Genomic DNA, 19,541 nt, shown 5'->3' with positions numbered 1-19,541 from the left:
GCGGCTCAGGCGCTTTAGCTCAGTTGGTTAGAGCGACGGAATCATAATCCGCAGGTCCGGGGTTCAAATCCCTGAAGCGCCACCAAAGTCACCGGCCCGAGGTTTTCCGAGACCTCGGGCCGTTTTTACGTTTCACGGCCACTGGATCCACACCATGCTCCGCTGTGTCACGCTGGCGGCCCTGCTCGCCTCGACGGCGCTGCCCGGCGCCGCGCAGATCGTCGTGCAGCGCAAGCTCGCCCCGAACTCGCTGCGCGCCGAGCTCGTCGTCACCCAGCCGCCCGAGCTGCTGCTCAACGGCAAGGCCGCGCGCCTGGCACCCGGTGCGCGCATCCACGGCGAGAACAACCTGCTGGCGCTGTCCGGCAGCATCGCAGGCCAGAAGCTCGCCGTGAACTACACACGCGAGCTGCGCGGCGAAGTGCTCGAGGTCTGGATCCTGAACGCGGCCGAACGCGCCAAGCTCTGGCCGAAGACCGCCGAGGAAGCCGCCAAGTGGCGCTTCGACCCCCTGTCCCAGACCTGGACCAAGTGACATGAAGAAGGTCTACATCCGCACCTTCGGCTGCCAGATGAACGAGTACGACTCGGCCAAGATGGCCGACGTGCTCAACGCCGCCGGTGGCTACGAACCCACCGACGACCCCGAGCAGGCCGACCTCGTTCTGTTCAACACCTGCTCGGTGCGCGAGAAGGCGCAGGAGAAGGTGTTCAGCGACCTCGGCCGCGTCAAGCACCTGAAGAAAAAAGGCGTGCTGATCGGCGTCGGCGGCTGCGTCGCCAGCCAGGAAGGCGCGGCGATCATCGAACGCGCGCCCTACGTCGACATGGTCTTCGGCCCGCAGACGCTGCACCGCCTGCCGCAGATGATCGCCGCGCGCAGCGCCGAGCGCCGGCCGCAGGTCGACATCAGCTTCCCCGAGATCGAGAAGTTCGACCACCTGCCGCCGCCGCGTGTCGAAGGCGCCAGCGCATTTGTCTCGATCATGGAAGGCTGCTCCAAGTACTGCTCGTACTGCGTCGTGCCCTACACGCGCGGCGAGGAGATGAGCCGCCCGTTCGAAGACGTGCTGACCGAGGTCGCCGACCTCGCCGACCGCGGCGTGCGCGAAGTCACGCTGCTGGGCCAGAACGTCAACGCCTACCGCGGCACGATGGGCGAGTCGGGCGAGATCGCCGACTTCGCGCTGCTGCTCGAATACGTCGCCGACATCCCCGGCGTCGAGCGCATCCGCTACACGACCAGCCACCCGAACGAGTTCACGCAGCGCCTGATCGACGCCTACGCGAAGATCCCGAAGCTGGTCTCGCATCTGCACCTGCCGGTGCAGCACGGCAGCGACCGCATCCTGTCGGCGATGAAGCGCGGCTACACCGCGCTCGAATACAAGAGCACGATCCGCAAGCTGCGGGAGGTGCGCCCGGGCATCAGCCTGTCGTCGGACTTCATCGTCGGCTTCCCCGGCGAGACCGAGGACGACTTCGCGCGCACGATGAAGCTGATCGAAGACATCGGCTACGACGCCAGCTTCAGCTTCGTCTTCAGCAAGCGCCCGGGCACGCCGGCCGCAGCGCTGGAAGACGACACGCCGCAGGAGCTCAAGCTCGCGCGGCTGCAGAGGCTGCAGGCGGCGATCGAGGCCAACGTGCGCCGCATCAGCGCCTCGCGCGTCGGCACGCGCCAGACCATCCTCGTCGAAGGCCCGTCGAAGAAGAACCCGGCCGAACTGATGGGCCGCACCGAATGCAACCGCATCGTCAACTTCGACGGGGGCCCGAACGCGGCCCGGCTCGTCGGGCGCATGCTGGACGTCCAGGTCACCGAAGCACTGCCGCACTCGCTGCGCGGTACGCCGGTGCTGGCGGACTGAACAGGAGAATCAGCGCCGGCCGGGGCCGAACCCGCGCCACCACAGGACCAGCGCGCAGACCAGCACCATCGCACCATAGGTGACGATGCGGCCGTCATGGCGCGTCAGCACGAGGCCGGCCAGGAGCACGGCCAGATTGGCAAGCGCGGCGTCGCGTGCCAGCCGGAACCACGGAACCGGCTTCAGCTCACGGCGCCACAGCAGCTTGGCCGCGGCGGCGGCCAGCGCCGCGACGCCTGCCGCCGGAAGAAGGAAGTTGAGCAGATGCCACAGAGCGTCCAGAGGTCCCATCGCCGCCGATTTTGCCCCGGACTCAGGCTTTGACCCTGCTCAAGCCTGAAGCAACCCGGACTGTCAGCCGACTCCTACAATCAGACTCGTGAGCGTCTTTGCACTCGGCCTAAATCACAACACCGCCCCGCTGGATCTGCGTGGGCGGCTCGCGTTCGCGCCGGAACAGATGCCGACGGCCTTGCGCGCATTGCGTGAACGCCTGCACCGGTCGATGCCGGAAGCGGCGCTGGTCTCCACCTGCAACCGTACCGAGCTTTACGTCGCCGCCGATCCCAAGGCCGTGCACGAACTCGTACGGCCGGCGATGGACTGGCTGGCCGAACAGGGCGGGGTCACCGGCGGCCACCTGCAGTCGCACACCTATGTGCGCGAGGACCGCGACGCCGCACGCCACGCCTTCCGCGTCGCCTCGGGCCTGGACTCGATGGTGCTGGGCGAGCCCCAGATCCTCGGCCAGATGAAGCAGGCCGTGCGCCAGGCCGACGAAGCCGGCACGCTGGGCACGACGCTGCACCAGCTGTTCCAGCGTTCGTTCTCGGTCGCCAAGGAAGTTCGCACCGCCACCGAAATCGGCTCGCACTCGATCAGCATGGCCGCTGCGGCCGTTCGCCTGGCAGCCCAGATCTTCGAAGACCTGGCCGACATCCACGTGCTCTTCGTCGGCGCCGGCGAGATGATCGAGCTGGTCGCGACGCACTTCTCGGCGCGCACGCCGCGCAGCATGGCGATCGCCAACCGCACGCTGGAACGCGGCGAACACCTCGCCGGCCGCTTCGGCGCCCAGGCGATCCGCCTGACCGACCTGCCGCAGCGCCTGCACGAGTTCGACGCCGTCATCTCCTGCACCGCCAGCTCGCTGCCGATCATCGGCCTGGGCGCGGTCGAGAGCGCGCTGAAGCTGCGCCGCCATCGCCCGATGTTCATGGTCGACCTGGCCGTGCCGCGCGACATCGAGCCCGAAGTCGCCAAGCTGCGCGACGTCTACATGTACACCGTCGACGACCTGTCGGCCGTCGTGCAGTCGGCCGGCGAGAAGCGCCAGGCCGCCGTCGAACAGGCCGAGGCCATCATCGACGCCGGCGTGCAGAGCTTCGCCCACTGGCTGGACCAGCGCGCCGCGGTGCCGCTGATCCAGGCACTGAACCGCCAGGCCGAAGACTGGTCCGCGATCGAGATGCAGCGCGCCCGCCGCCTGCTGGCACGTGGCGAGCCGATCGAGACCGTGCTCGAAGCGCTGTCGCGCGGCCTGACGCACAAGATGCTGCACGGCACGCTGGCCGAGCTGCATTCGGCCGACGGCAACGACCGCGAACAGCTCGCGCAGACTGTCTCGCGCCTGTTCCTGCGCCAGAGCTCGCGCTCGCCCAGCGCCGAACGCTAGCGCCCCATCCCCACGCCCGGCCCCGCTCGTCAGCGGGGCCGGGCGTTTTTACGTTGGACCGCCGATGAACGAATCGTTGCGACAGCAGTTCGAGCGCCTGGGGATGCGGCTCGCCGAACTGGATGCGCTGCTGGCCGACCCGCAGGTCAGCGCCGACATGAAGCGTTTCCGCGTGCTCGCGCGCGAGCAGGCCGAAGCCGCCGACGTTGTCGGCCGCTGGCGCCAGTACCTGCAGCGTGAAGCCGACCTGGGCACGGCGCGCGAGATGCTTGCCGGAGAGAGCGACGCCGAGATGGCCGAGATGGCGCGCGAGGAAGTCGTTGCGGCCGAGGCCGACCTCGCCCGGCTCGAGCAGGAGCTGCAGCTCGCGCTCGTTCCGCGCGACCCCGACGACGCGCGCAACGCCTTCGTCGAGATCCGCGCCGGCACCGGCGGCGACGAGTCGGCGCTGTTCGCCGGCGACCTGGCGCGCATGTACCTGCGTTTCTTCGAGCGCCAGGGCTGGCGCGTCGAGGTGATGAGCGAGAGCGAGTCCGAACTCGGCGGCTACAAGGAACTGGTGCTGCGTGTCGAGGGCGACGGCGTCTTCGGCACGCTGCGTTTCGAGTCCGGCGGCCACCGTGTGCAGCGCGTGCCGGCCACCGAGTCGCAGGGCCGCATCCACACCAGCGCCTGCACCGTGGCGGTGATGCCCGAGCCCGACGAGGCCGAGGACATCCAGCTCAACCCGGCCGATCTGCGCATCGACACCTTCCGCGCCAGCGGCGCCGGCGGCCAGCACGTCAACAAGACCGACAGCGCGATCCGCATCACCCACTTGCCGACCGGCCTGGTCGCCGAGTGCCAGGACGATCGCTCGCAGCACCGCAACAAGGCCAAGGCGATGGCGGTGCTGGCGGCGCGGCTGCGCGACAAGGACCGCGCCGAGCGTGCCGCTCAGGAGGCGGCGACGCGCAAGAGCCTGATCGGCAGCGGCGACCGCAGCGACCGCATCCGCACCTACAACTTCCCGCAGGGGCGGCTGACCGACCACCGCATCAACCTGACGCTGTACAAGCTCGGCCAGATCATGGACGGCGACCTGGGCGACATCGTCGCCGCGCTGAAGGCGGCGCGTTCCGCCGAACAGCTGGCACAGCTCGAGACCGGAGAGCGCTGATGCGCATACGCGAAGCGCTCGCCGCCGGCCGCGAACTGGGCGTCGACCGGCTCGACACCCAGCTGCTGCTGGCCCACCGGCTGCAGCGCACGCGTGCCTGGCTGCTGGCGCACGACGATGACGCACTGGAGCCGCCGGTCGCGGCGCAGTTCGGTGCCGACCTGGCCCGCCGCGCCGCCGGCGTGCCGCTGGCCTACATCGTCGGCGAACGCGAGTTCCACGGCCTGGCGCTGCAGGTGACGCCCGCCGTGCTGGTGCCGCGACCGGACACCGAAGTGCTGGTCGACTGGGCGCTGGAACTGCTGCCGCCGGAGCAGCCGGCGCAGGTGCTCGACCTCGGCACCGGCAGTGGCGCGATCGCACTCGCGGTCAAACACGCGCGACCCGCTGTCACGGTCGTCGCCACCGACGTCAGCGAAGCCGCGCTGGCGGTCGCCGCCGCCAACGCGAAGCGGCTCGCGCTCGAGGTCGATTTCGTCGCCGGCGCCTGGTGGCAGCCGCTGGCCGGCCGGCGCTTCGATCTGGTGCTGTCCAACCCGCCCTACATCGCCGGCGACGACGAGCACCTGCCGGCGCTGCGCCACGAGCCACGCGGCGCGCTGACGCCTGAAGGCGACGGCCTGGATGCGCTGCGCCAGATCGTCGCCGGCGCCCCGGCGCAGCTGGTGCCCGGCGGCTGGCTGCTGCTCGAACACGGCTACGACCAGGCCGAGGCGGTGCAGGCACTGCTGCTCGGCGCCGGGTTTACGGCGGTCACCACGCGCCACGACCTGGGCACGCAGCCACGCTGCACCGGCGGCTGCCTGCCGCGCTGAGACACCACCGCGCCAGCGGCATGGCGCGGATGTCACGATTCGTCGCGTGGATTCCTGCGGGCAGCGGCGCAACAGAGCATGATGAAGGCCTCAGCACGAGGAGTCCTGCCATGCGCATGCGTTCCGCTCCCGTGACCTTCGCAGGCCTCGCCCTCGCGGGCGCCGCAGCCGCCGCGGACGGTCTGGCCGCTCCCGAGACCGACACCGTCTGGCCGCAGTGGCAGGCGCGTGTGCAACTCGGCAGCTCGACGCTGGCGCCGGTGACGCTGTCCGGCGGCACGCGCAACGCCGGCTCGGTGCTCGGCGACTACTACTTCGACGTGCCCGGACTGCGCGTGCGCTCGCTCGTCGGCGGCCTGCGCGCGACCAGCGGCGTGACGCTGAGCGGGCGCGGCCTGCCGCTCGGCGCGCCGGGGCCGCTGCGGCTGGGCGCCACCGCCTGGTCGGGCCTTGCCGACGACGCGGCGCAGACGCTGCCCTACGTCGGCCTGGGCTACAGCGCCGGCACGCGCGACGGCGCCTGGAACTTCAGCGCCGACATCGGCCTCGTCGGCGACCGCGCCGACCGGGTGCGGCTGGGCGAGCAGCCCCTGGACCGGGCGCTGCGCGAAATGCAGCTCGCGCCGGTGCTGCAGCTGGGCGTGCGTTACGCGTTCTGACGCCGGTACGGGCATCGGCCGCCGCGCCCGGGCGTCACCTGCCTTTGGCTTATCCTTGCCTCTTTCAGACATCCGGCGGCAGCACAGCGATGAGCGACGTTCAACAACGCATCGACGAACTGGTCAAGGGCAACCGCGTGGTGCTCTTCATGAAGGGTACGGCGCAGTTTCCGATGTGCGGTTTTTCCGGCCGCGCCGTGCAGGTGCTCAAGGCCTGCGGCGTTGACGAGTTCAAGACCTTCAACGTGCTCGAGGACGAGGACGTGCGCCAGGGGATCAAGGACTACGCCCAGTGGCCGACGATCCCGCAGCTCTACGTCGGCGGCGAGTTCGTCGGCGGCTCGGACATCATGATGGAGATGTACCAGTCGGGCGAGCTGCAGCAGCTGCTGGCCAAGGCCTGATGCCGGCGCCGCGGCTGGTCGTCGGCATCACCGGCGCCAGCGGCGCCGTCTACGGCGTGCGCCTGCTGCAGCGCGCGCGCGAACTGGGGCTCCAGACGCACCTGATCGCGACCCCGGCCGGCGTGCTCAACGCCTACCACGAACTCGGCCTGTCGCGCGGCGAACTCGAAGCGCTGGCCGACCACGCTTACGCGCCCGGCGACGTCGGCGCCTGCGTCGCCAGCGGCAGCTTCGACACCGCGGCGATGGTGGTCGCGCCGTGTTCGATGAAGACGCTGGCCGCCGTCGCCCACGGCCTGGCCGACAACCTGCTGACCCGCGCGGCCGACGTCACCTTGAAGGAACGCCGGCGCCTGGTGCTGATGGTGCGCGAGACGCCGCTGAACCTGGCGCACCTGCGCAACATGACGGCCGCAACCGAGATGGGCGCGATCATCTTCCCGCCGCTGCCGGCCTTCTATCACCGGCCGCAGACGGTGGCCGAGATCGTCGACGACGGCGTCGAGCGTGTGCTCGCGCTGCTGCAGGCCACGGGCGCCGCGCCGCGCGAATGGCGCGGCCTCCAGCTCAAGCCTTGATGTCCCAGGCCCGGCGCGCGCCGAACACCATGTTCGGGTACTCCGCGCGGCCGCGGCTGCCGTTGTAGCGGCCCAGGGCCATGAACAGGTCGCCGCGCTCGGCGTCCAGGTAGTGGCGCAGGATCACGCAGCCGAAGCGCATGTTGGTCTGCATGTGGAACAGCCGGCTGGCGTCGCCGTCGCCGATCAGGCGCGACCAGAACGGCATCACCTGCATGTAGCCGCGCGCGCCGGCGCTGCTGATCGCGTACTTGCGGAAACCGCTCTCGACCTGGATCAGGCCCAGCACCAGCGAGGTCTCCAGCCCGGCACGCCGGCTCTCGTACCAGACGGTCTCGAGGAACTCGACGCGCGTGCGGTGTTCGCTCTTGCGGCGCTTCAACTTCTCGCTGGCCGCTCCCAGCCAGCGCAGATAGGCCAGCCGGTCCTCGACGCGCAGGAAGCCGGGTTTGGGCGGGGCACCGTCGGCCACCGCCGCCGCCAGCGCACCGCGCACGGCGTCGGCCAGCGGCTCTTCCTTCTGCGCCCCGGCGCGGGCGGCGCCGCAGGCGGCCGCCAGCGGCAGCGCCAGCAGCGCACGGCGGCCGATCATGCCTTCAGGCGGCCCTTCACGAAAGCGACGGCCTCGGCCAGCGGCACCGTGTTCGCCGCGGTCTCGCGCCGGCCCTGGACCTCGACCGTGCCGGCCTTCAGGCCGCGGTCGGAGATGACGACGCGGTGCGGCACGCCGATCAGCTCCCAGTCGGCGAACATCGCGCCCGGGCGTTCGCCGCGGTCGTCGAGCACGACGTCGATGCCGAGCGCCACCAGTTCGTCGTGCAGCTGGTCGGCCGCGGTCTTGACCTCGGCGCTGCGGTCGTAGCCGATCGGGCAAACGGCCACCGTGAACGGTGCGATCGCGTCCGGCCAGACGATGCCGCGTTCGTCGTGGTTCTGCTCGATCGCCGCGCCCAGGATGCGCGTGACGCCGATGCCGTAGCAGCCCATCTCGAAAGGCTGCGGCTTGCCGTTCTCGTCGAGGAAGGTCGCGCCCATCGGCACGCTGTACTTCTTGGTGCCGAGGTAGAAGACGTGGCCGACCTCGATGCCGCGCTGGATCGCGAGCACGCCCTGGCCGTCGGGCGAGGGGTCGCCGGCGACGACGTTGCGGATGTCGGCGACGAAGTCGGGCTCGGGCAGGTCGCGGCCCCAGTTGACGCCGGCGATGTGGAAGTCGGGCTCGTTGGCGCCGCAGACGAAGTCGCTCATGTTCGCGACCGTGCGGTCGGCGACCACCTTCACCGGCTTCTTCAGCCCGATCGGGCCGAGGTAGCCCGGCTTGCAGCCAAAGTGGTCCTCGATCTCGGCAATGGTGGCGAAACGGAAACCGCTCTTGAGCCCCGGCAGCTTGCCGGTCTTGACCTCGTTGAGCGCGTGGTCGCCGCGCACCAGCAGCAGCCAGACCGTCGTCTTGACGATGTCGCCGGCCTCGTCCTTCTCGTCGGTGGCCAGCACCAGCGACTTGACGGTGTTCGCGAGCGGGAGGCCGAGCAGCGCCGCGACGTCCTCGCAGGTGCTCTTGCCCGGCGTCGGCGTCTTGGCCAGGGCCTGGGCCGGCGCTGCGCGTTCGGCGATCAGCGAAACCGCTTCGGCGAGTTCGATGTTGGCCGCGTAGTCGCTCGTCGGGCAGTAGACGATCGCGTCCTCGCCGGTGTCGGCGATGACCTGGAACTCATGCGAGGCGTCGCCGCCAATGGCGCCGGTGTCGGCAGCCACCGCGCGGTAGGTCAGGCCGAAGCGGTCGAAGATCGCGCAGTAGGCGCGGTACATCGTGTCGTAGCTCTTCAGCGCCGAGGCCTTGTCGCGGTCGAAGGAGTAGGCGTCCTTCATCGTGAACTCGCGGCCGCGCATGACGCCGAAACGCGGGCGGCGCTCGTCGCGGAACTTGGTCTGCACGTGATAGAAGGTGCGCGGCAGCTGCTTGTAGCTGCGCAGCTCCTGGCGCGCGATGTCGGTGATGACCTCTTCGCTCGTCGGCTGGATGACGAAGTCGCGGTCGTGGCGGTCCTTCACGCGCAGCAGTTCGGGGCCGTAGGCCTGGAAGCGGCCGGTCTCCATCCAGAGCTCGGCCGGCTGCACCACCGGCATCAGCAGTTCGACGGCGCCGGCGCGGTTCATCTCCTCGCGGATGATGGCCTCGACCTTGCGGATCACCCGCAGGCCCATCGGCATGTAGTTGTAGATGCCGGCGCCGAGGCGCTTGATCATCCCGGCACGCATCATCAGCTTGTGGCTGACGATTTCCGCGTCGGCGGGAGCTTCCTTGAGGGTGGAGATGAAGGTCTGGGAGGCTTTCATGGGCGCGGTGCGGGCCGTGCGGGACGGCTGCAGCCCGCGTGCGGGAAACCGAGAGCCTTTGTGCCGCACCTGCCCGGTGCAATAATGATCTGAGTCACAGATTCGGGGTCCGATTATGCTCGACCGGGAGGGCTTCCGGCCCAACGTCGGCATCGTGCTGCTGAATGCGAAGAACCAGGTGTTCTGGGGCAAGCGGCTTCGCACCCATTCCTGGCAGTTTCCGCAAGGCGGCATCAAGCACGGCGAGTCGCCCGAGCAGGCGATGTTCCGCGAGTTGCATGAGGAAGTTGGCCTCAGGCCCGAGCACGTGCAGATCATCGGCCGCACCCGCGACTGGCTGCGCTACGAGGTGCCCGAGCACTACATCCGGCGCGATGCACGCGGCCACTATCGCGGCCAGAAGCAGATCTGGTTCCTGCTGCGCCTGGTCGGCCGCGACTGCGACATGAACCTGCGCGCCACCGACCACCCCGAGTTCGACGCCTGGCGCTGGAACGAGTACTGGGTGCCGCTGGACGTCGTCATCGAGTTCAAGCGCGGCGTCTACGAGATGGCGCTGACCGAGCTCTCGCGCTACCTGCCGCGCCAGCCCACGCATAACCGCTATCTGCGCTCGGGCCTGCGCACGCACCGCCACGACGAACTCGAGGCGCCCTGGCCGCCGGCTGCGGCACCGGCCACGCCGCGCTGAAGCCGCCGGCTCAGACCAGGACCAGGTTGGTCCGGTGGATCATCTCGGGCTCGTGGGCGTAGCCCAGCAGCGACTCGATCTGCGACGACGCGTGGCGTGAGATCAGCCGCGCCTCGGCCGACGAGTAGTTGGCCAGACCGCGCGCGATCACCTCGCCGCCCGGCGCCAGCACCGCGATGACGTCGCCACGCGCGAACTCGCCCTGCACCTCGACGACGCCGATCGGCAGCAGGCTCTTGCCGTCCGCGCGCAGCTTGAGCGCGGCGCCGGCGTCGACGACGACCGAACCACGCAGCTGCAGGTGGTCGATCATCCACTGCTTGCGCGCCGCGAACTTGGGCGTGCCGGCGACGAGCGCGCTGCCGATCGCCTCGCCGCGCACCAGGCGCAGCAGCACGTCGGGCTCGCGCCCCCAGGCGATGACGGTGCTGGCACCGCTGCCGGCAGCGCGTTTGGCCGCCAGCACCTTGGTGATCATGCCGCCGCGGCCGATGCTGGAGCCGGCGCCGCCGGCCATCTGCTCCAGCGCCGGGTCGCCGGCGGTGGCGACGTCGATGAAACGGGCCTCGGGATCCTGGCGCGGATCGGCCGAGTACAGCCCGCGCTGGTCGGTCAGGATGACCAGCGCGTCGGCTTCGATCAGGTTGGCGACGAGCGCACCCAGCGTGTCGTTGTCGCCGAACTTGATCTCGTCGGTGACGACGGTGTCGTTCTCGTTGATCACCGGCACCACGCCCAGCGCCAGCAGCGTCAGCAGCGTCGAACGGGCGTTGAGGTAGCGCTCGCGGTCAGCCAGGTCGGCGTGCGTCAGCAGCACCTGGGCGCTGCGCAGACCCTGCTCGGACAGCCGCGTCTCGTACATCTGCGCCAGCCCCATCTGGCCGACGGCGGCAGCGGCCTGCAGCTCGTTGAGCTCCTTGGGCCGCGTCGTCCAGCCCAGGCGCTTCATGCCTTCGGCGATGGCGCCGCTGGAAACCATCACGACCTCGCGCCCGTCGCGCGCCAGCGCCGCGAGCTGGCGTGACCAGTTGCCGATGGCCTCGGCATCGACGCCGCGGCCTTCGTTCGTGACCAGGCTCGAGCCGACCTTGACGACGATGCGGCGCGCGGCCGCGAGCACGCTGCTCATGCGGGATCTGACGGCGGCGGGTTGTCGAAACGCGGGTCGGGCAGCGGCGCCTCGTGCTGCTGCGCGGCGACGTGTTTCCAGATCGCCTCGAGCAGCGGCTCCAGACCTTCGCGCGCCAGCGCCGAGATCGCGAACACCGGGCCCTTGTAGCGCAGCCGGCGCACGAAATCCTTCACGCGCGCCTCGCGCTCCTCGACCGGCAGCATGTCGATCTTGTTGAGCACCAGCCAGCGCGGCTTGGCGTGCAGTTCGGGGTCGTACTTCTTCAGCTCGGCGACGATGGCCTTGGCCTGCTGCACCGGATCGACGCCTTCGTCGAAGGGCGCCAGGTCGACGATGTGCAGCAAGAGCCGCGTGCGCTGCAGATGGCGCAGGAAGCGGTGGCCCAGGCCCGCGCCTTCGCTCGCGCCTTCGATCAGGCCCGGGATGTCGGCGACGACGAAGCTGCGCTCCGGGCCCACGCGCACCACGCCCAGGTTCGGGTGCAGCGTCGTGAACGGGTAGTCGGCGATCTTCGGCCGGGCGTTGGATATCGCCGAGATCAGCGTGCTCTTGCCGGCGTTGGGCATGCCCAGCAGGCCGACGTCGGCGAGCACACGCAGCTCGAGCTTGACCTTGCGTGCCACGCCCGGCCAGCCGGCGGTCTTCTGCCGCGGCGCACGGTTGGTGCTGGTCTTGAAGTGCAGGTTGCCGAAACCGCCGTCACCGCCCTTGGCGAGCAGTTCGCGCTGGTCGTGCTCGAGCAGTTCGCACAGCACCTCGCCGGACTCGAGGTCGGTGATGATGGTGCCCACCGGCATGCGCAGCACGATGTCCTCGCCCGCAGCACCGAACTGGTCGGCACCGCGCCCGGACTCGCCGTTGCGCGCTTCGTGGCGGCGCGCGTAGCGGTAGTCGATCAGCGTGTTGATGTTGCGGTCGGCCAGCGCCCAGACGCTGCCGCCCCGCCCGCCGTCGCCGCCGTTGGGGCCGCCGAAGGGGATGAACTTCTCGCGCCGGAAGCTGACGCAGCCGGCGCCGCCGTTGCCCGCGGCGATGTCTATCGTGGCTTCGTCTACGAACTTCATGGTGCGAGATGATAGAAAAGACGAAGCCCCGGCGTGCCGGGGCTTCGGGATCGAAGGTCGCGTCGGCCTTTAGACCGGCGTGACGTTCACCGTCTGGCGATTCTTCTCGCCCTTGATCGCGAACGAAACGTTGCCGTCGACGAGCGCGAACAGCGTGTGGTCACGGCCCATGCCGACGTTGACGCCGGCGTGGAAACGCGTGCCGCGCTGACGCACGATGATCGAGCCGGCCGAAACGACCTCGCCGCCGAACGCCTTCACGCCGAGCATCTTCGGCTTGGAGTCGCGACCGTTGCGGGTTGAGCCGCCGCCTTTTTTCTGTGCCATGGTTCAGTGCTCCTTCAGACGTTCACGGAGCCGATTTCCAGCTCGGTGTAGTTCTGGCGGTGGCCGCCGTGCCTCTGGTAGTGCTTGCGGCGACGCATCTTGAAGATGCGGACTTTGTCGTGACGGCCATGCGCCACGACGGTTGCCTTGACGCTTGCACCCGCGACCCAGGGAGCCCCGATCTGCAGATCCGCGCCGTCACCGACGGCCAGCACCTGTTCGATCACGATTTCCTGGCCCACGTCCGCAGCTATCTGTTCTACCTTGATCTTTTCGCCGGCAGCAACCTTGTATTGCTTGCCACCGGTTTTTATGACCGCGTACATGTGTGCCTTCCTTCAGTCTTGTGGACATCTGCGGTGCATGTCGCCCTGTGACGGGCAGCAAACAACGCAGAGCCTTTCAGTATAGCATGTCTGCTCGCCGTGTCGGCTTGCTCGGGCGCCCCTGCGCCCGAGCACGTCGGTATCACCACCGGCCCCGGCCGGACGGTGTCAGAACCGCCTTCCTATAATCCAGCCGAATCAACCGGCGCGTTCCGTGCTTCAGACCACCGCTTCCCCTCCTCACGTCGACGACCCGATGGACGCCGCGATGCGCCAGGTCGACGCCGTCATCCGCGCCCGGCTGTCCTCGAAGGTTGGGCTGATCGACCAGATCGCCAGCTACATCATCGGCGCCGGCGGCAAACGCATGCGCCCGCGCCTGCTGCTGCTGTTCTCGGAGGCGCTCGGCTTCCGCGGCGCGGAACGCTACGAACTGGCCGCCGTCGTCGAGCTGATCCACACCTCGACGCTGCTGCACGACGACGTCGTCGACGAGTCCTCGCTGCGCCGAGGGCGCGCGACGGCGAACTCGATGTTCGGCAACGCCGCGGCGGTGCTGGTCGGCGACTTCCTGTACTCGCGTTCGTTCCAGATGATGGTCTCGGTCAAGAGCATGAGGGTGCTCGAGGTCCTGGCCGAAGCGACCAACGTCATCGCCGAGGGCGAGGTCCTGCAGCTGATGAACATGCACGACGCCGACCTCGCGGTCGACGAGTACCTGCGTGTCATCCGCTACAAGACCGCCAAGCTGTTCGAAGCCAGCGCGCGCCTGGGCGCGGTGCTGGCGGGCGCGTCGCCCGAGATCGAGGAAGCCTGCGCCGACTATGGGCGCTCGCTCGGCACCGCGTTCCAGCTCGTCGACGACCTGCTCGACTACGAAGGCAACAGCGACGAACTCGGCAAGAACGTCGGCGACGATCTGCGCGAAGGCAAGCCGACGCTGCCGCTGCTGATCGCGATGGAGCGCGGCACGCCCGAGGAGCGCGACCTGATCCGCCACGCGATCGAACACGGCGAACTCGAGAAGCTCCCGGAGATCATCGCCATCGTGCGCCGCACGGGGGCGCTGGAGGCCACGCGCGAGGCTGCGCAGGCCCAGGCCGACAAGGCTCGCACACAGCTTGATCTGCTGCCTGTTTCCAAAGCCCGCGAAGCTCTGCTAGAATTTTGTTTTCGCGCTGTTCACAGGTCCTCGTAATCCGAGAGGCACTGCAAGAGCAGCGGGAGACAAGGCACTGGCAATGAACACATTGCCGGACAGCCAAATCGGGGTGTAGCTTAGCCTGGTAGAGCGCTACGTTCGGGACGTAGAGGCCGGAGGTTCGAATCCTCTCACCCCGACCAGGAATTTGTCTTTGAGTTCGACGACTCGCTTGAGTCGCTCGGCCTCAGGCACCACGAAAATGATGGGCTAGGCAATCACTGTCGACGCCCCCTCGTGAAAACGAGTTCCGCTTCAGCATTCGATCTGCCAACCGTTCGTCACGACTCGTCGTGGCGAATGCGGCATCGATCGGGCTCCGCTTGCGAACCTGATTCCCCATCGCGACGGTCCGAGCGGCCCATGGCTCGCGGCAGACCGGAAGCGGCCGCGAGCACATCGCCCTCGGGCGCGCCGCCGCAGCGGCTCCAGCTTTGCCTGCCAGGGCAACTCTGAAAGCTGGGAAATGTATCTATGACGATATCGCGTCGTTTCCTACAGTGGCTTCACCGCAACCCAACCTGAAAGCGAAACGACGGCAGCGTGCCGACGCCAAACGTTTCACGAAGACCCCATGAAATTGCTCAGCTTCCGCAACAGCCGGGGCAAACGCAGCTACGGCATCCGCACCGAACGCGGCATCGTCGACCTGGGCAGCCGCCTCGGCGAGCGCTACGCCAGCCTGCGCGCATTGCTCGCCGCCCCCGGCGGCATCACGCTCGCGCGCGAGTACGAACAGGCCGCGCCCGACTACCAGGAGAGCGAGGTCGCCTTCCTGCCCGTCATCGAGCACCCGAACAAGATCTTCTGCGTCGGCATGAACTACGCCGCCAAGCGCCAGGAGTTCGCCGAGACCAACCCCGCGCCGACGCTGTTCATCCGCTTCCCCGACTCGCAGACCGGCCACCGCTGCCCTGTCGTCAAGCCGCTGCAAAGCCGCGAGTTCGACTACGAAGGCGAACTGGCGGTGGTGATCGGCACCGGCGGCCGCGGCATCCGCCGTGAAGACGCCCTGCGGCACGTCGCCGGCTATGCCTGCTACATGGACGGCTCGGTGCGGGACTGGCAGCACAGCTGGTTCACCGCCGGCAAGAACTGGCACGACACCGGCGCCTTCGGCCCGTGGCTGGTCACGCCCGACGAGATCGGCGACCCGCAGCAGCTGCGCCTGCGCACCTTCCTCAACGGCATGCAGGTGCAGGACGACACGACGGCCAGCATGATCCATCCGGTGGCCGAGCTGGTGGAGTACATCAGCACCTTCAGCGCGCTGTCGCCCGGCGACGTGATCATCACCGGCTCGCCCGGCGGCGTCGGCAAGAAACGCGTGCCGCCGCTGTTCATGCAGGCCGGCGACACCGTCGAGGTGGAGATCTCGGGCATAGGCCGGCTGTGCAACGTCATCGCCGACGAAGTCGTCGAACCGCTGGACAGCGTCGCGGCGCTGCAGGCGGTTGAAGCCGCCGCGGCCTGAGCCCGGCGACAACGGCATCCCGGTGGCGGCCCGCCCCGGGATGCCAGGTTCTCGCGCCCTGCCCGGCCCGTTCAGGCGCCGAGACGGCCGGCGAGTTCGTGGTCCAGCGCCTGCGACAGCGCGCGCCACACGCCAGTGGCGGCACACGCCACCGCGGGCTCGTACTCCACTTCGATGCGACGGCGCAGCACGACCAGCGCACACAGCTGCAGGCGCTGGCGTTCGCGCCCGTGCGGCAGGCGCGCCGCGCCGCGGTGCAGGCCCTGGCGGCGGTCCAGCGTCTCGCGCACGATCGCCTGCACCGCAGCGGCGTCGTGCCAGTCGATGCCCAGCGCCAGCCCGGCACGCAGCAGCGCACGCTCGGTCTCGCGCGCGGTGGCGCTGTAGTCGATGAATCCCGACATCGCCGCCGCCGTCAGACGGCCCGGGCGGCGCGCGCGCCGCGGCGGAACAGCCACCAGTAAGCACCAGCGACGAGCAAGGCGCCACCGACCCAATTGCCCAGCGTCACGACGCCCAGGTTGACCAGGTACTGGCCCACCGGGATCTCGGCGGCTGCCTTGGCCTGCGCCGCCGGTTCGGCCCAGAAGCCGGCCGGCGCGAACCACTTGACCAGCAGGCCGTAGGGCACGAAGTACATGTTGGCCACGCAGTGCTCGAACCCGGCGGCAACGAAGGCCGTGATCGGCAGGAACATCGCGACGATCTTGTCGGTCACGCTGCGCGCGGCCAGCGACAGCCAGGTCGCCAGGCAGACCAGCACGTTGCACAGGATGGCGAGCGAAAACGCCTTGAACGGCGCCAGGCTGGCCTTGCTCGAGGCCAGGTAGAGCGCACTGGCGCCGACCTCGCCGTGCCCGGCGCCGTACTGGCCGCCGAGGAAGACGATGACCGCGGTGCCGAGCGCACCGACCAGGTTGCCCAGCCAGACCAGGGTCCAGACACGCAGCATGCGGCGGGTGTCCAGCCGGCCGCTGGCCCAGGCCATCACCATCAGCGCGTCGCTGGTGAACAGCTGGGCACCGGCGACGACGACCAGCATCAGCCCCATCGAGAAGGCCGCGCCCATCAGCAGGCGCATCACGCCCCAGGGCAGCAGGTGGTCGGCACCGGCGATCGCGACGGTGGCGAACATCGCGCCCAGCGCGACGAAGGCGCCGCCCAGCACCGCCAGCCCGAACTGATGGGCGGCCGTGGCCTTGGCCTTCTTCACGCCCATCTCCTCGGCAGCGCAGGCCACGGCGTCGGGGGCGAGCGGGTCGAACAGCGAGCGCGGTGCAGCCGCAGCCGGGTCGGGCTCAGACCCGTCGCCGGGCAGGTAGCGGGAATGGGTGCGGTCGAGCATGGTTTTGCTTTCGTCGGCCTCGCGGCCTGGGTGCGTGCACTCGCCGTCAAGCGGCGGCGCGCCGGGCCTCGGCCAGCAGCGCAGCGATGGCGCAAGACGTCAGCCGCGAGCGCAGGCTGTCGGCGCGGCTGCTCAGGATCACCGGCAGCTTGGCGCCGAGCACGATGCCGGCGGCGTCGGCATTGGCCAGAAAGGCGAACAGCTTGACCAGCAGGTTGCCGGCCACCAGGTCGGGCACCAGCAGGATGTCGGCCTGGCCGGCCACCGGCGACTCGATGCCCTTGGTGCGCGCGGCTTCGGCCGAGATCGCGTTGTCGAAGGCCAGCGGCCCGTCGAGCACGCCGCCGGTGATCTGGCCGCGTTCGGCCATCTTGCACAGCACGGCGGCTTCCAGCGTCGACGGGATGCGCGGGTTGATGGTCTCGACCGCCGACAGGATGGCCACCCTGGGCCGGTCCACGCCCAGCGCCTGCGCCAGGTGGATCGCGTTCTGGACGATGTGCACCTTGTCTTCGAGCGAGGGCGAGATGTTGATCGCGGCGTCCGTGATCAGCAGCGTGCGCGCGTAGGTCGGCACCTGCATCACGAAGACGTGGCTGATGCGCGCGGCGGTGCGCAGCGCGTTGTCCTTGCGCACGACGGCGCCCATCAGCTCGTCGGTGTGCAGCGAGCCCTTCATCAGCGCCCCGACCTCGCCGTCGCGTGCCAGCCGGGCGGCGGCCTCGGCAGATTCCTTCGCATGCTCGACGTCCACCAGCCGGCAGCGCGAGATGTCCAGCCCGTGCACCGCGGCGAGCGCGCGGATCTGGCGCGCCGGGCCGACCAGCACCGGCTCGATCAGCCCGGCCCGCTCGGCCGCGACGGCGCCCCGCAGCGCGGGCTCGCTGCCCGGGTAGACCACCGCGGTGGGCAGCGGCGCCAGGCGCTCGCACTTCATCAGCAGCGCGTCCAGCTGGCGCGTGCGGCCGGCGGCGATCTCGTCGCAGGGCAGGCTCCCGGTGACGCCGTCGTCGTGGTCGATCGCAGCGCCGGCCGGGACACGGGCGCCGTCGAACAGCGCGGCAGTGGGGCGGATTTCGGTCAGCATGGCAGTCGGTGCGGATTCGCGGGCAACAGCAAGCCCGACCGGGCGTGTGCCCGGAGTCGTGTTCGGTCGGGAGGCGCGGGGCCGAGGGGGCCGGTCAGCTCACCTGCAGCCCGGCGGCGCGGAACAGCGAGCGCGTGCGCTCGGCCGCTTCGTCCGACGGCGGGGCGACGCCGGCGAGGCGGTAGTTCAGATCACGCTCGCGCCACTTGTGCTCGCCCATCTGGTGGAAGGGCAGCACGTCGACACGCTGCACATTGCCCAGCCCGGCAGCGAAGGCGGCGAGCGCGCGGATCTCGGCTTCGTGGTCGGTCCAGCCGGGCACCAGCACGTAGCGCAGCACGATGGGTTTGCCGATCGCGGCCAGGCGCCGCGCGAACTCCAGCGTCGGCTCCAGCTCCGCGCCGGTGAGCCGGCGGTAGCGCTTCTCGCTGAAGGCCTTGATGTCCAGCAACACCAGGTCCAGGTCGGCCATCATCTCGTCGTCGACCAGGGCACCGAGATAGCCCGAGGTGTCGAGCGCCGTGTGCAGGCCCATCGCCTTGCAGCCGCGCAGCAGCGCCTTGACGAAACGCGGCTGGGCCAGCGGCTCGCCGCCGCTCAGCGTCACGCCCCCGTGGGCCTGGATGAAGCCGCGGTAGCGGCCTATGTCGGTCAGCAGTTCAGCGACGCTGGTGAGCGTGCCCTCGTGCCGGTGCCAGGTGTCGGGGTTGTGGCAATAGGCGCAGCGCAGCGGGCAGCCGGACAGGAAGAGCACGTAGCGTATGCCCGGGCCGTCCACCGCCCCGCAGGTCTCGGTCGAATGGACCCAACCTTCGGTGGCGGCCGCCGCCGGGGCGGGCTCCGGGGCGTTTGCCGGCCGCAGGCCGCACGGGGCGGCAGCGGCGGCGACGTCGATGACGTCAGTGGGTCGCATGGAAGGTACGGCTGATGACGTCGAGCTGCTGTTCGCGCGTGAGCTTGATGAAGTTCACCGCGTAGCCCGACACCCGGATCGTCAGCTGCGGGTAGAGCTCGGGATGATCCATCGCGTGCAGCAGCGTCGAACGGTCGAAGACGTTGACGTTGATGTGGTGGCCACCCGAGCCGAAGTAGCCGTCGATCAGGTTCACCAGGTTGTCCACGCGCCGGCCTTCATCCGTGCCGAGCGCGCTCGGCACGATCGTGAAGGTGTAGGAGATGCCGTCCTGCGAGCAGCTGTAGGGCAGCTTGGCGACCGAGGCCATCGAGGCGACCGCGCCCTTGTGGTCGCGCCCGTGCATCGGGTTGGCGCCCGGCGCGAACGGTTCACCCGCCTTGCGGCCGTCCGGCGTGTTGCCGGTCTTCTTGCCGTAGACCACGTTGGACGTGATCGTCAGCACCGACATCGTCGGCGTCGCGCCGCGGTAGGCCTTCTGCT

23 protein-coding genes and 2 tRNA genes are annotated in these 19,541 nt (G+C 69.5%); 13 read left to right on the top strand and 12 right to left on the bottom strand.

Annotated features, from left to right (window positions below):
* Positions 1-8: 8 nt before the first annotated feature.
* The 3 genes from CKO43_RS07530 to miaB all read left to right on the top strand — a co-directional run bounded on the left by CKO43_RS07530 (position 9) and on the right by miaB (position 1,871).
* Positions 9-85, top strand: a tRNA-Met gene (locus CKO43_RS07530).
* Between the two features lie 69 nt (positions 86-154).
* Positions 155-535: a hypothetical protein gene (locus CKO43_RS07525; RefSeq protein WP_200378291.1), complete on the top strand. Its 381-nt coding sequence runs from the start codon at positions 155-157 to the stop codon at positions 533-535.
* Between the two features lies 1 nt (position 536).
* Positions 537-1,871, top strand: coding sequence for a tRNA (N6-isopentenyl adenosine(37)-C2)-methylthiotransferase MiaB (miaB, locus tag CKO43_RS07520; RefSeq protein WP_200378290.1), 1,335 nt, complete (start codon positions 537-539; stop codon positions 1,869-1,871).
* 9 nt (positions 1,872-1,880) lie between these two features.
* Here miaB and CKO43_RS07515 read toward each other — a convergent pair whose 3' ends face one another.
* Complete coding sequence (locus CKO43_RS07515; RefSeq protein WP_200227429.1) at positions 1,881-2,162, bottom strand: hypothetical protein; 282 nt, start codon at positions 2,160-2,162, stop codon at positions 1,881-1,883.
* An 88-nt stretch (positions 2,163-2,250) separates the two neighbouring features.
* On the opposite strand from CKO43_RS07515, the gene hemA reads away from it, so the two are divergent.
* The 6 genes from hemA (at position 2,251) to CKO43_RS07485 (ending at position 7,161) form a co-directional block, all read left to right on the top strand.
* Positions 2,251-3,546, top strand: coding sequence for a glutamyl-tRNA reductase (gene hemA / locus CKO43_RS07510; protein ID WP_200227428.1), 1,296 nt, complete (start codon positions 2,251-2,253; stop codon positions 3,544-3,546).
* A gap of 64 nt (positions 3,547-3,610) precedes the next feature.
* Positions 3,611-4,705, top strand: a complete 1,095-nt coding sequence (gene prfA / locus CKO43_RS07505; protein WP_200227426.1) for a peptide chain release factor 1 — start codon at positions 3,611-3,613, stop codon at positions 4,703-4,705.
* On the top strand, positions 4,705-5,520 hold the full coding sequence (prmC, locus tag CKO43_RS07500; protein WP_200378289.1) for a peptide chain release factor N(5)-glutamine methyltransferase: 816 nt from the start codon (positions 4,705-4,707) through the stop codon (positions 5,518-5,520). Before prfA ends, prmC begins: the two co-directional genes overlap by 1 nt.
* Before the next feature lie 110 nt (positions 5,521-5,630).
* Complete coding sequence (locus CKO43_RS07495; protein ID WP_200227423.1) at positions 5,631-6,179, top strand: hypothetical protein; 549 nt, start codon at positions 5,631-5,633, stop codon at positions 6,177-6,179.
* A gap of 89 nt (positions 6,180-6,268) precedes the next feature.
* Positions 6,269-6,583 (top strand): Grx4 family monothiol glutaredoxin, encoded by a 315-nt coding sequence (gene grxD / locus CKO43_RS07490; protein ID WP_200227421.1) that lies wholly within the window; start codon positions 6,269-6,271, stop codon positions 6,581-6,583.
* The gene (locus tag CKO43_RS07485; protein ID WP_200378288.1) at positions 6,583-7,161 is read left to right on the top strand and encodes a UbiX family flavin prenyltransferase; all 579 of its coding nucleotides are present in this window, start codon (positions 6,583-6,585) and stop codon (positions 7,159-7,161) included. The genes grxD and CKO43_RS07485 overlap by 1 nt, the downstream gene beginning before the upstream one ends.
* Here the strand turns inward: CKO43_RS07485 and CKO43_RS07480 are convergent.
* Together CKO43_RS07480 and CKO43_RS07475 are read right to left on the bottom strand one after the other, a co-directional pair.
* Positions 7,151-7,753, bottom strand: a complete 603-nt coding sequence (locus CKO43_RS07480; protein ID WP_200227418.1) for a lytic transglycosylase domain-containing protein — start codon at positions 7,751-7,753, stop codon at positions 7,151-7,153. The genes CKO43_RS07485 and CKO43_RS07480 overlap by 11 nt on opposite strands.
* Complete coding sequence (locus CKO43_RS07475; RefSeq protein WP_200378287.1) at positions 7,750-9,498, bottom strand: proline--tRNA ligase; 1,749 nt, start codon at positions 9,496-9,498, stop codon at positions 7,750-7,752. The genes CKO43_RS07480 and CKO43_RS07475 overlap by 4 nt, the downstream gene beginning before the upstream one ends.
* Positions 9,499-9,613: 115 nt before the next feature.
* Here CKO43_RS07475 and CKO43_RS07470 point away from each other — a divergent pair, with 115 nt between their 5' ends.
* Positions 9,614-10,189 carry an RNA pyrophosphohydrolase gene (locus CKO43_RS07470; protein ID WP_200227415.1) on the top strand — a complete coding sequence of 192 codons (576 nt, stop codon included), beginning with the start codon at positions 9,614-9,616 and terminating at the stop codon, positions 10,187-10,189.
* A 10-nt stretch (positions 10,190-10,199) separates the two neighbouring features.
* On the opposite strand, the gene proB is transcribed toward CKO43_RS07470, so the two are convergent.
* The 4 genes from proB to rplU form a co-directional block, all read right to left on the bottom strand.
* The gene (proB, locus tag CKO43_RS07465) at positions 10,200-11,318 is read right to left on the bottom strand and encodes a glutamate 5-kinase (protein WP_200378286.1); all 1,119 of its coding nucleotides are present in this window, start codon (positions 11,316-11,318) and stop codon (positions 10,200-10,202) included.
* Positions 11,315-12,385: an Obg family GTPase CgtA gene (obgE, locus tag CKO43_RS07460; RefSeq protein WP_200227411.1), complete on the bottom strand. Its 1,071-nt coding sequence runs from the start codon at positions 12,383-12,385 to the stop codon at positions 11,315-11,317. The genes proB and obgE overlap by 4 nt, the downstream gene beginning before the upstream one ends.
* Positions 12,386-12,454: 69 nt before the next feature.
* Positions 12,455-12,712 (bottom strand): 50S ribosomal protein L27, encoded by a 258-nt coding sequence (gene rpmA, locus CKO43_RS07455; RefSeq protein WP_200227409.1) that lies wholly within the window; start codon positions 12,710-12,712, stop codon positions 12,455-12,457.
* A 14-nt stretch (positions 12,713-12,726) separates the two neighbouring features.
* Positions 12,727-13,038 carry a 50S ribosomal protein L21 gene (gene rplU, locus CKO43_RS07450; RefSeq protein WP_200227408.1) on the bottom strand — a complete coding sequence of 104 codons (312 nt, stop codon included), beginning with the start codon at positions 13,036-13,038 and terminating at the stop codon, positions 12,727-12,729.
* 256 nt (positions 13,039-13,294) lie between these two features.
* On the opposite strand from rplU, the gene CKO43_RS07445 reads away from it, so the two are divergent.
* The 3 genes from CKO43_RS07445 to CKO43_RS07435 all read left to right on the top strand — a co-directional run bounded on the left by CKO43_RS07445 (position 13,295) and on the right by CKO43_RS07435 (position 15,713).
* Positions 13,295-14,236 (top strand): polyprenyl synthetase family protein, encoded by a 942-nt coding sequence (locus CKO43_RS07445; RefSeq protein ID WP_200227492.1) that lies wholly within the window; start codon positions 13,295-13,297, stop codon positions 14,234-14,236.
* A gap of 69 nt (positions 14,237-14,305) precedes the next feature.
* Positions 14,306-14,382 (top strand) — tRNA-Pro (locus CKO43_RS07440).
* Between the two features lie 431 nt (positions 14,383-14,813).
* Positions 14,814-15,713: a fumarylacetoacetate hydrolase family protein gene (locus CKO43_RS07435; protein WP_200227397.1), complete on the top strand. Its 900-nt coding sequence runs from the start codon at positions 14,814-14,816 to the stop codon at positions 15,711-15,713.
* 71 nt (positions 15,714-15,784) lie between these two features.
* On the opposite strand, the gene CKO43_RS07430 is transcribed toward CKO43_RS07435, so the two are convergent.
* The 5 genes from CKO43_RS07430 to CKO43_RS07410 all read right to left on the bottom strand — a co-directional run.
* Entirely contained in the window at positions 15,785-16,117 is a 333-nt protein-coding gene (locus CKO43_RS07430) for a hypothetical protein (RefSeq protein ID WP_200378285.1), read from the bottom strand.
* Positions 16,118-16,128: 11 nt separating this feature from the next.
* The gene (locus CKO43_RS07425) at positions 16,129-17,058 is read right to left on the bottom strand and encodes a formate/nitrite transporter family protein (protein WP_200378284.1); all 930 of its coding nucleotides are present in this window, start codon (positions 17,056-17,058) and stop codon (positions 16,129-16,131) included.
* 46 nt (positions 17,059-17,104) lie between these two features.
* A complete protein-coding gene (locus tag CKO43_RS07420) occupies positions 17,105-18,145 on the bottom strand; it encodes a bifunctional enoyl-CoA hydratase/phosphate acetyltransferase (protein ID WP_200378283.1) in 1,041 nt (346 codons plus the stop codon).
* A gap of 94 nt (positions 18,146-18,239) precedes the next feature.
* Positions 18,240-19,058, bottom strand: coding sequence for a pyruvate formate-lyase-activating protein (gene pflA, locus CKO43_RS07415; RefSeq protein WP_200378282.1), 819 nt, complete (start codon positions 19,056-19,058; stop codon positions 18,240-18,242).
* A partial coding sequence (locus tag CKO43_RS07410) for a glycine radical domain-containing protein (protein WP_200378281.1) occupies positions 19,045-19,541 on the bottom strand: 497 nt, incomplete at its 5' end. The genes CKO43_RS07410 and pflA, both read right to left, overlap by 14 nt.

It is taken from the genome of Rubrivivax gelatinosus (assembly GCF_016583785.1).
GTDB lineage: Bacteria > Pseudomonadota > Gammaproteobacteria > Burkholderiales > Burkholderiaceae_C > Rubrivivax > Rubrivivax gelatinosus_B.
Note: the sequence above shows the minus strand (reverse complement) of the source record. Positions and strands in the feature narration are given on the sequence as shown.

Excerpts from the sequence above, each read along its gene's own strand:
- CKO43_RS07430 (WP_200378285.1), bottom strand. The coding sequence starts at position 16,117 with ATGTCGGGATTCATCGACTACAGCGCCACCGCGCGCGAGACCGAGCGT.
- CKO43_RS07470 (WP_200227415.1), top strand. The coding sequence starts at position 9,614 with ATGCTCGACCGGGAGGGCTTCCGGCCCAACGTCGGCATCGTGCTGCTG.
- miaB (WP_200378290.1), top strand. The coding sequence starts at position 537 with ATGAAGAAGGTCTACATCCGCACCTTCGGCTGCCAGATGAACGAGTAC.
- CKO43_RS07420 (WP_200378283.1), bottom strand. The coding sequence starts at position 18,145 with ATGCTGACCGAAATCCGCCCCACTGCCGCGCTGTTCGACGGCGCCCGT.
- CKO43_RS07525 (WP_200378291.1), top strand. The coding sequence starts at position 155 with ATGCTCCGCTGTGTCACGCTGGCGGCCCTGCTCGCCTCGACGGCGCTG.
- CKO43_RS07435 (WP_200227397.1), top strand. The coding sequence starts at position 14,814 with ATGAAATTGCTCAGCTTCCGCAACAGCCGGGGCAAACGCAGCTACGGC.
- CKO43_RS07480 (WP_200227418.1), bottom strand. The coding sequence starts at position 7,753 with ATGATCGGCCGCCGTGCGCTGCTGGCGCTGCCGCTGGCGGCCGCCTGC.
- pflA (WP_200378282.1), bottom strand. The coding sequence starts at position 19,058 with ATGCGACCCACTGACGTCATCGACGTCGCCGCCGCTGCCGCCCCGTGC.
- CKO43_RS07515 (WP_200227429.1), bottom strand. The coding sequence starts at position 2,162 with ATGGGACCTCTGGACGCTCTGTGGCATCTGCTCAACTTCCTTCTTCCG.
- grxD (WP_200227421.1), top strand. The coding sequence starts at position 6,269 with ATGAGCGACGTTCAACAACGCATCGACGAACTGGTCAAGGGCAACCGC.
- CKO43_RS07485 (WP_200378288.1), top strand. The coding sequence starts at position 6,583 with ATGCCGGCGCCGCGGCTGGTCGTCGGCATCACCGGCGCCAGCGGCGCC.
- prfA (WP_200227426.1), top strand. The coding sequence starts at position 3,611 with ATGAACGAATCGTTGCGACAGCAGTTCGAGCGCCTGGGGATGCGGCTC.
- proB (WP_200378286.1), bottom strand. The coding sequence starts at position 11,318 with ATGAGCAGCGTGCTCGCGGCCGCGCGCCGCATCGTCGTCAAGGTCGGC.
- CKO43_RS07475 (WP_200378287.1), bottom strand. The coding sequence starts at position 9,498 with ATGAAAGCCTCCCAGACCTTCATCTCCACCCTCAAGGAAGCTCCCGCC.
- rpmA (WP_200227409.1), bottom strand. The coding sequence starts at position 12,712 with ATGGCACAGAAAAAAGGCGGCGGCTCAACCCGCAACGGTCGCGACTCC.
- CKO43_RS07425 (WP_200378284.1), bottom strand. The coding sequence starts at position 17,058 with ATGCTCGACCGCACCCATTCCCGCTACCTGCCCGGCGACGGGTCTGAG.
- CKO43_RS07445 (WP_200227492.1), top strand. The coding sequence starts at position 13,295 with ATGGACGCCGCGATGCGCCAGGTCGACGCCGTCATCCGCGCCCGGCTG.
- rplU (WP_200227408.1), bottom strand. The coding sequence starts at position 13,038 with ATGTACGCGGTCATAAAAACCGGTGGCAAGCAATACAAGGTTGCTGCC.
- obgE (WP_200227411.1), bottom strand. The coding sequence starts at position 12,385 with ATGAAGTTCGTAGACGAAGCCACGATAGACATCGCCGCGGGCAACGGC.
- CKO43_RS07495 (WP_200227423.1), top strand. The coding sequence starts at position 5,631 with ATGCGCATGCGTTCCGCTCCCGTGACCTTCGCAGGCCTCGCCCTCGCG.
- prmC (WP_200378289.1), top strand. The coding sequence starts at position 4,705 with ATGCGCATACGCGAAGCGCTCGCCGCCGGCCGCGAACTGGGCGTCGAC.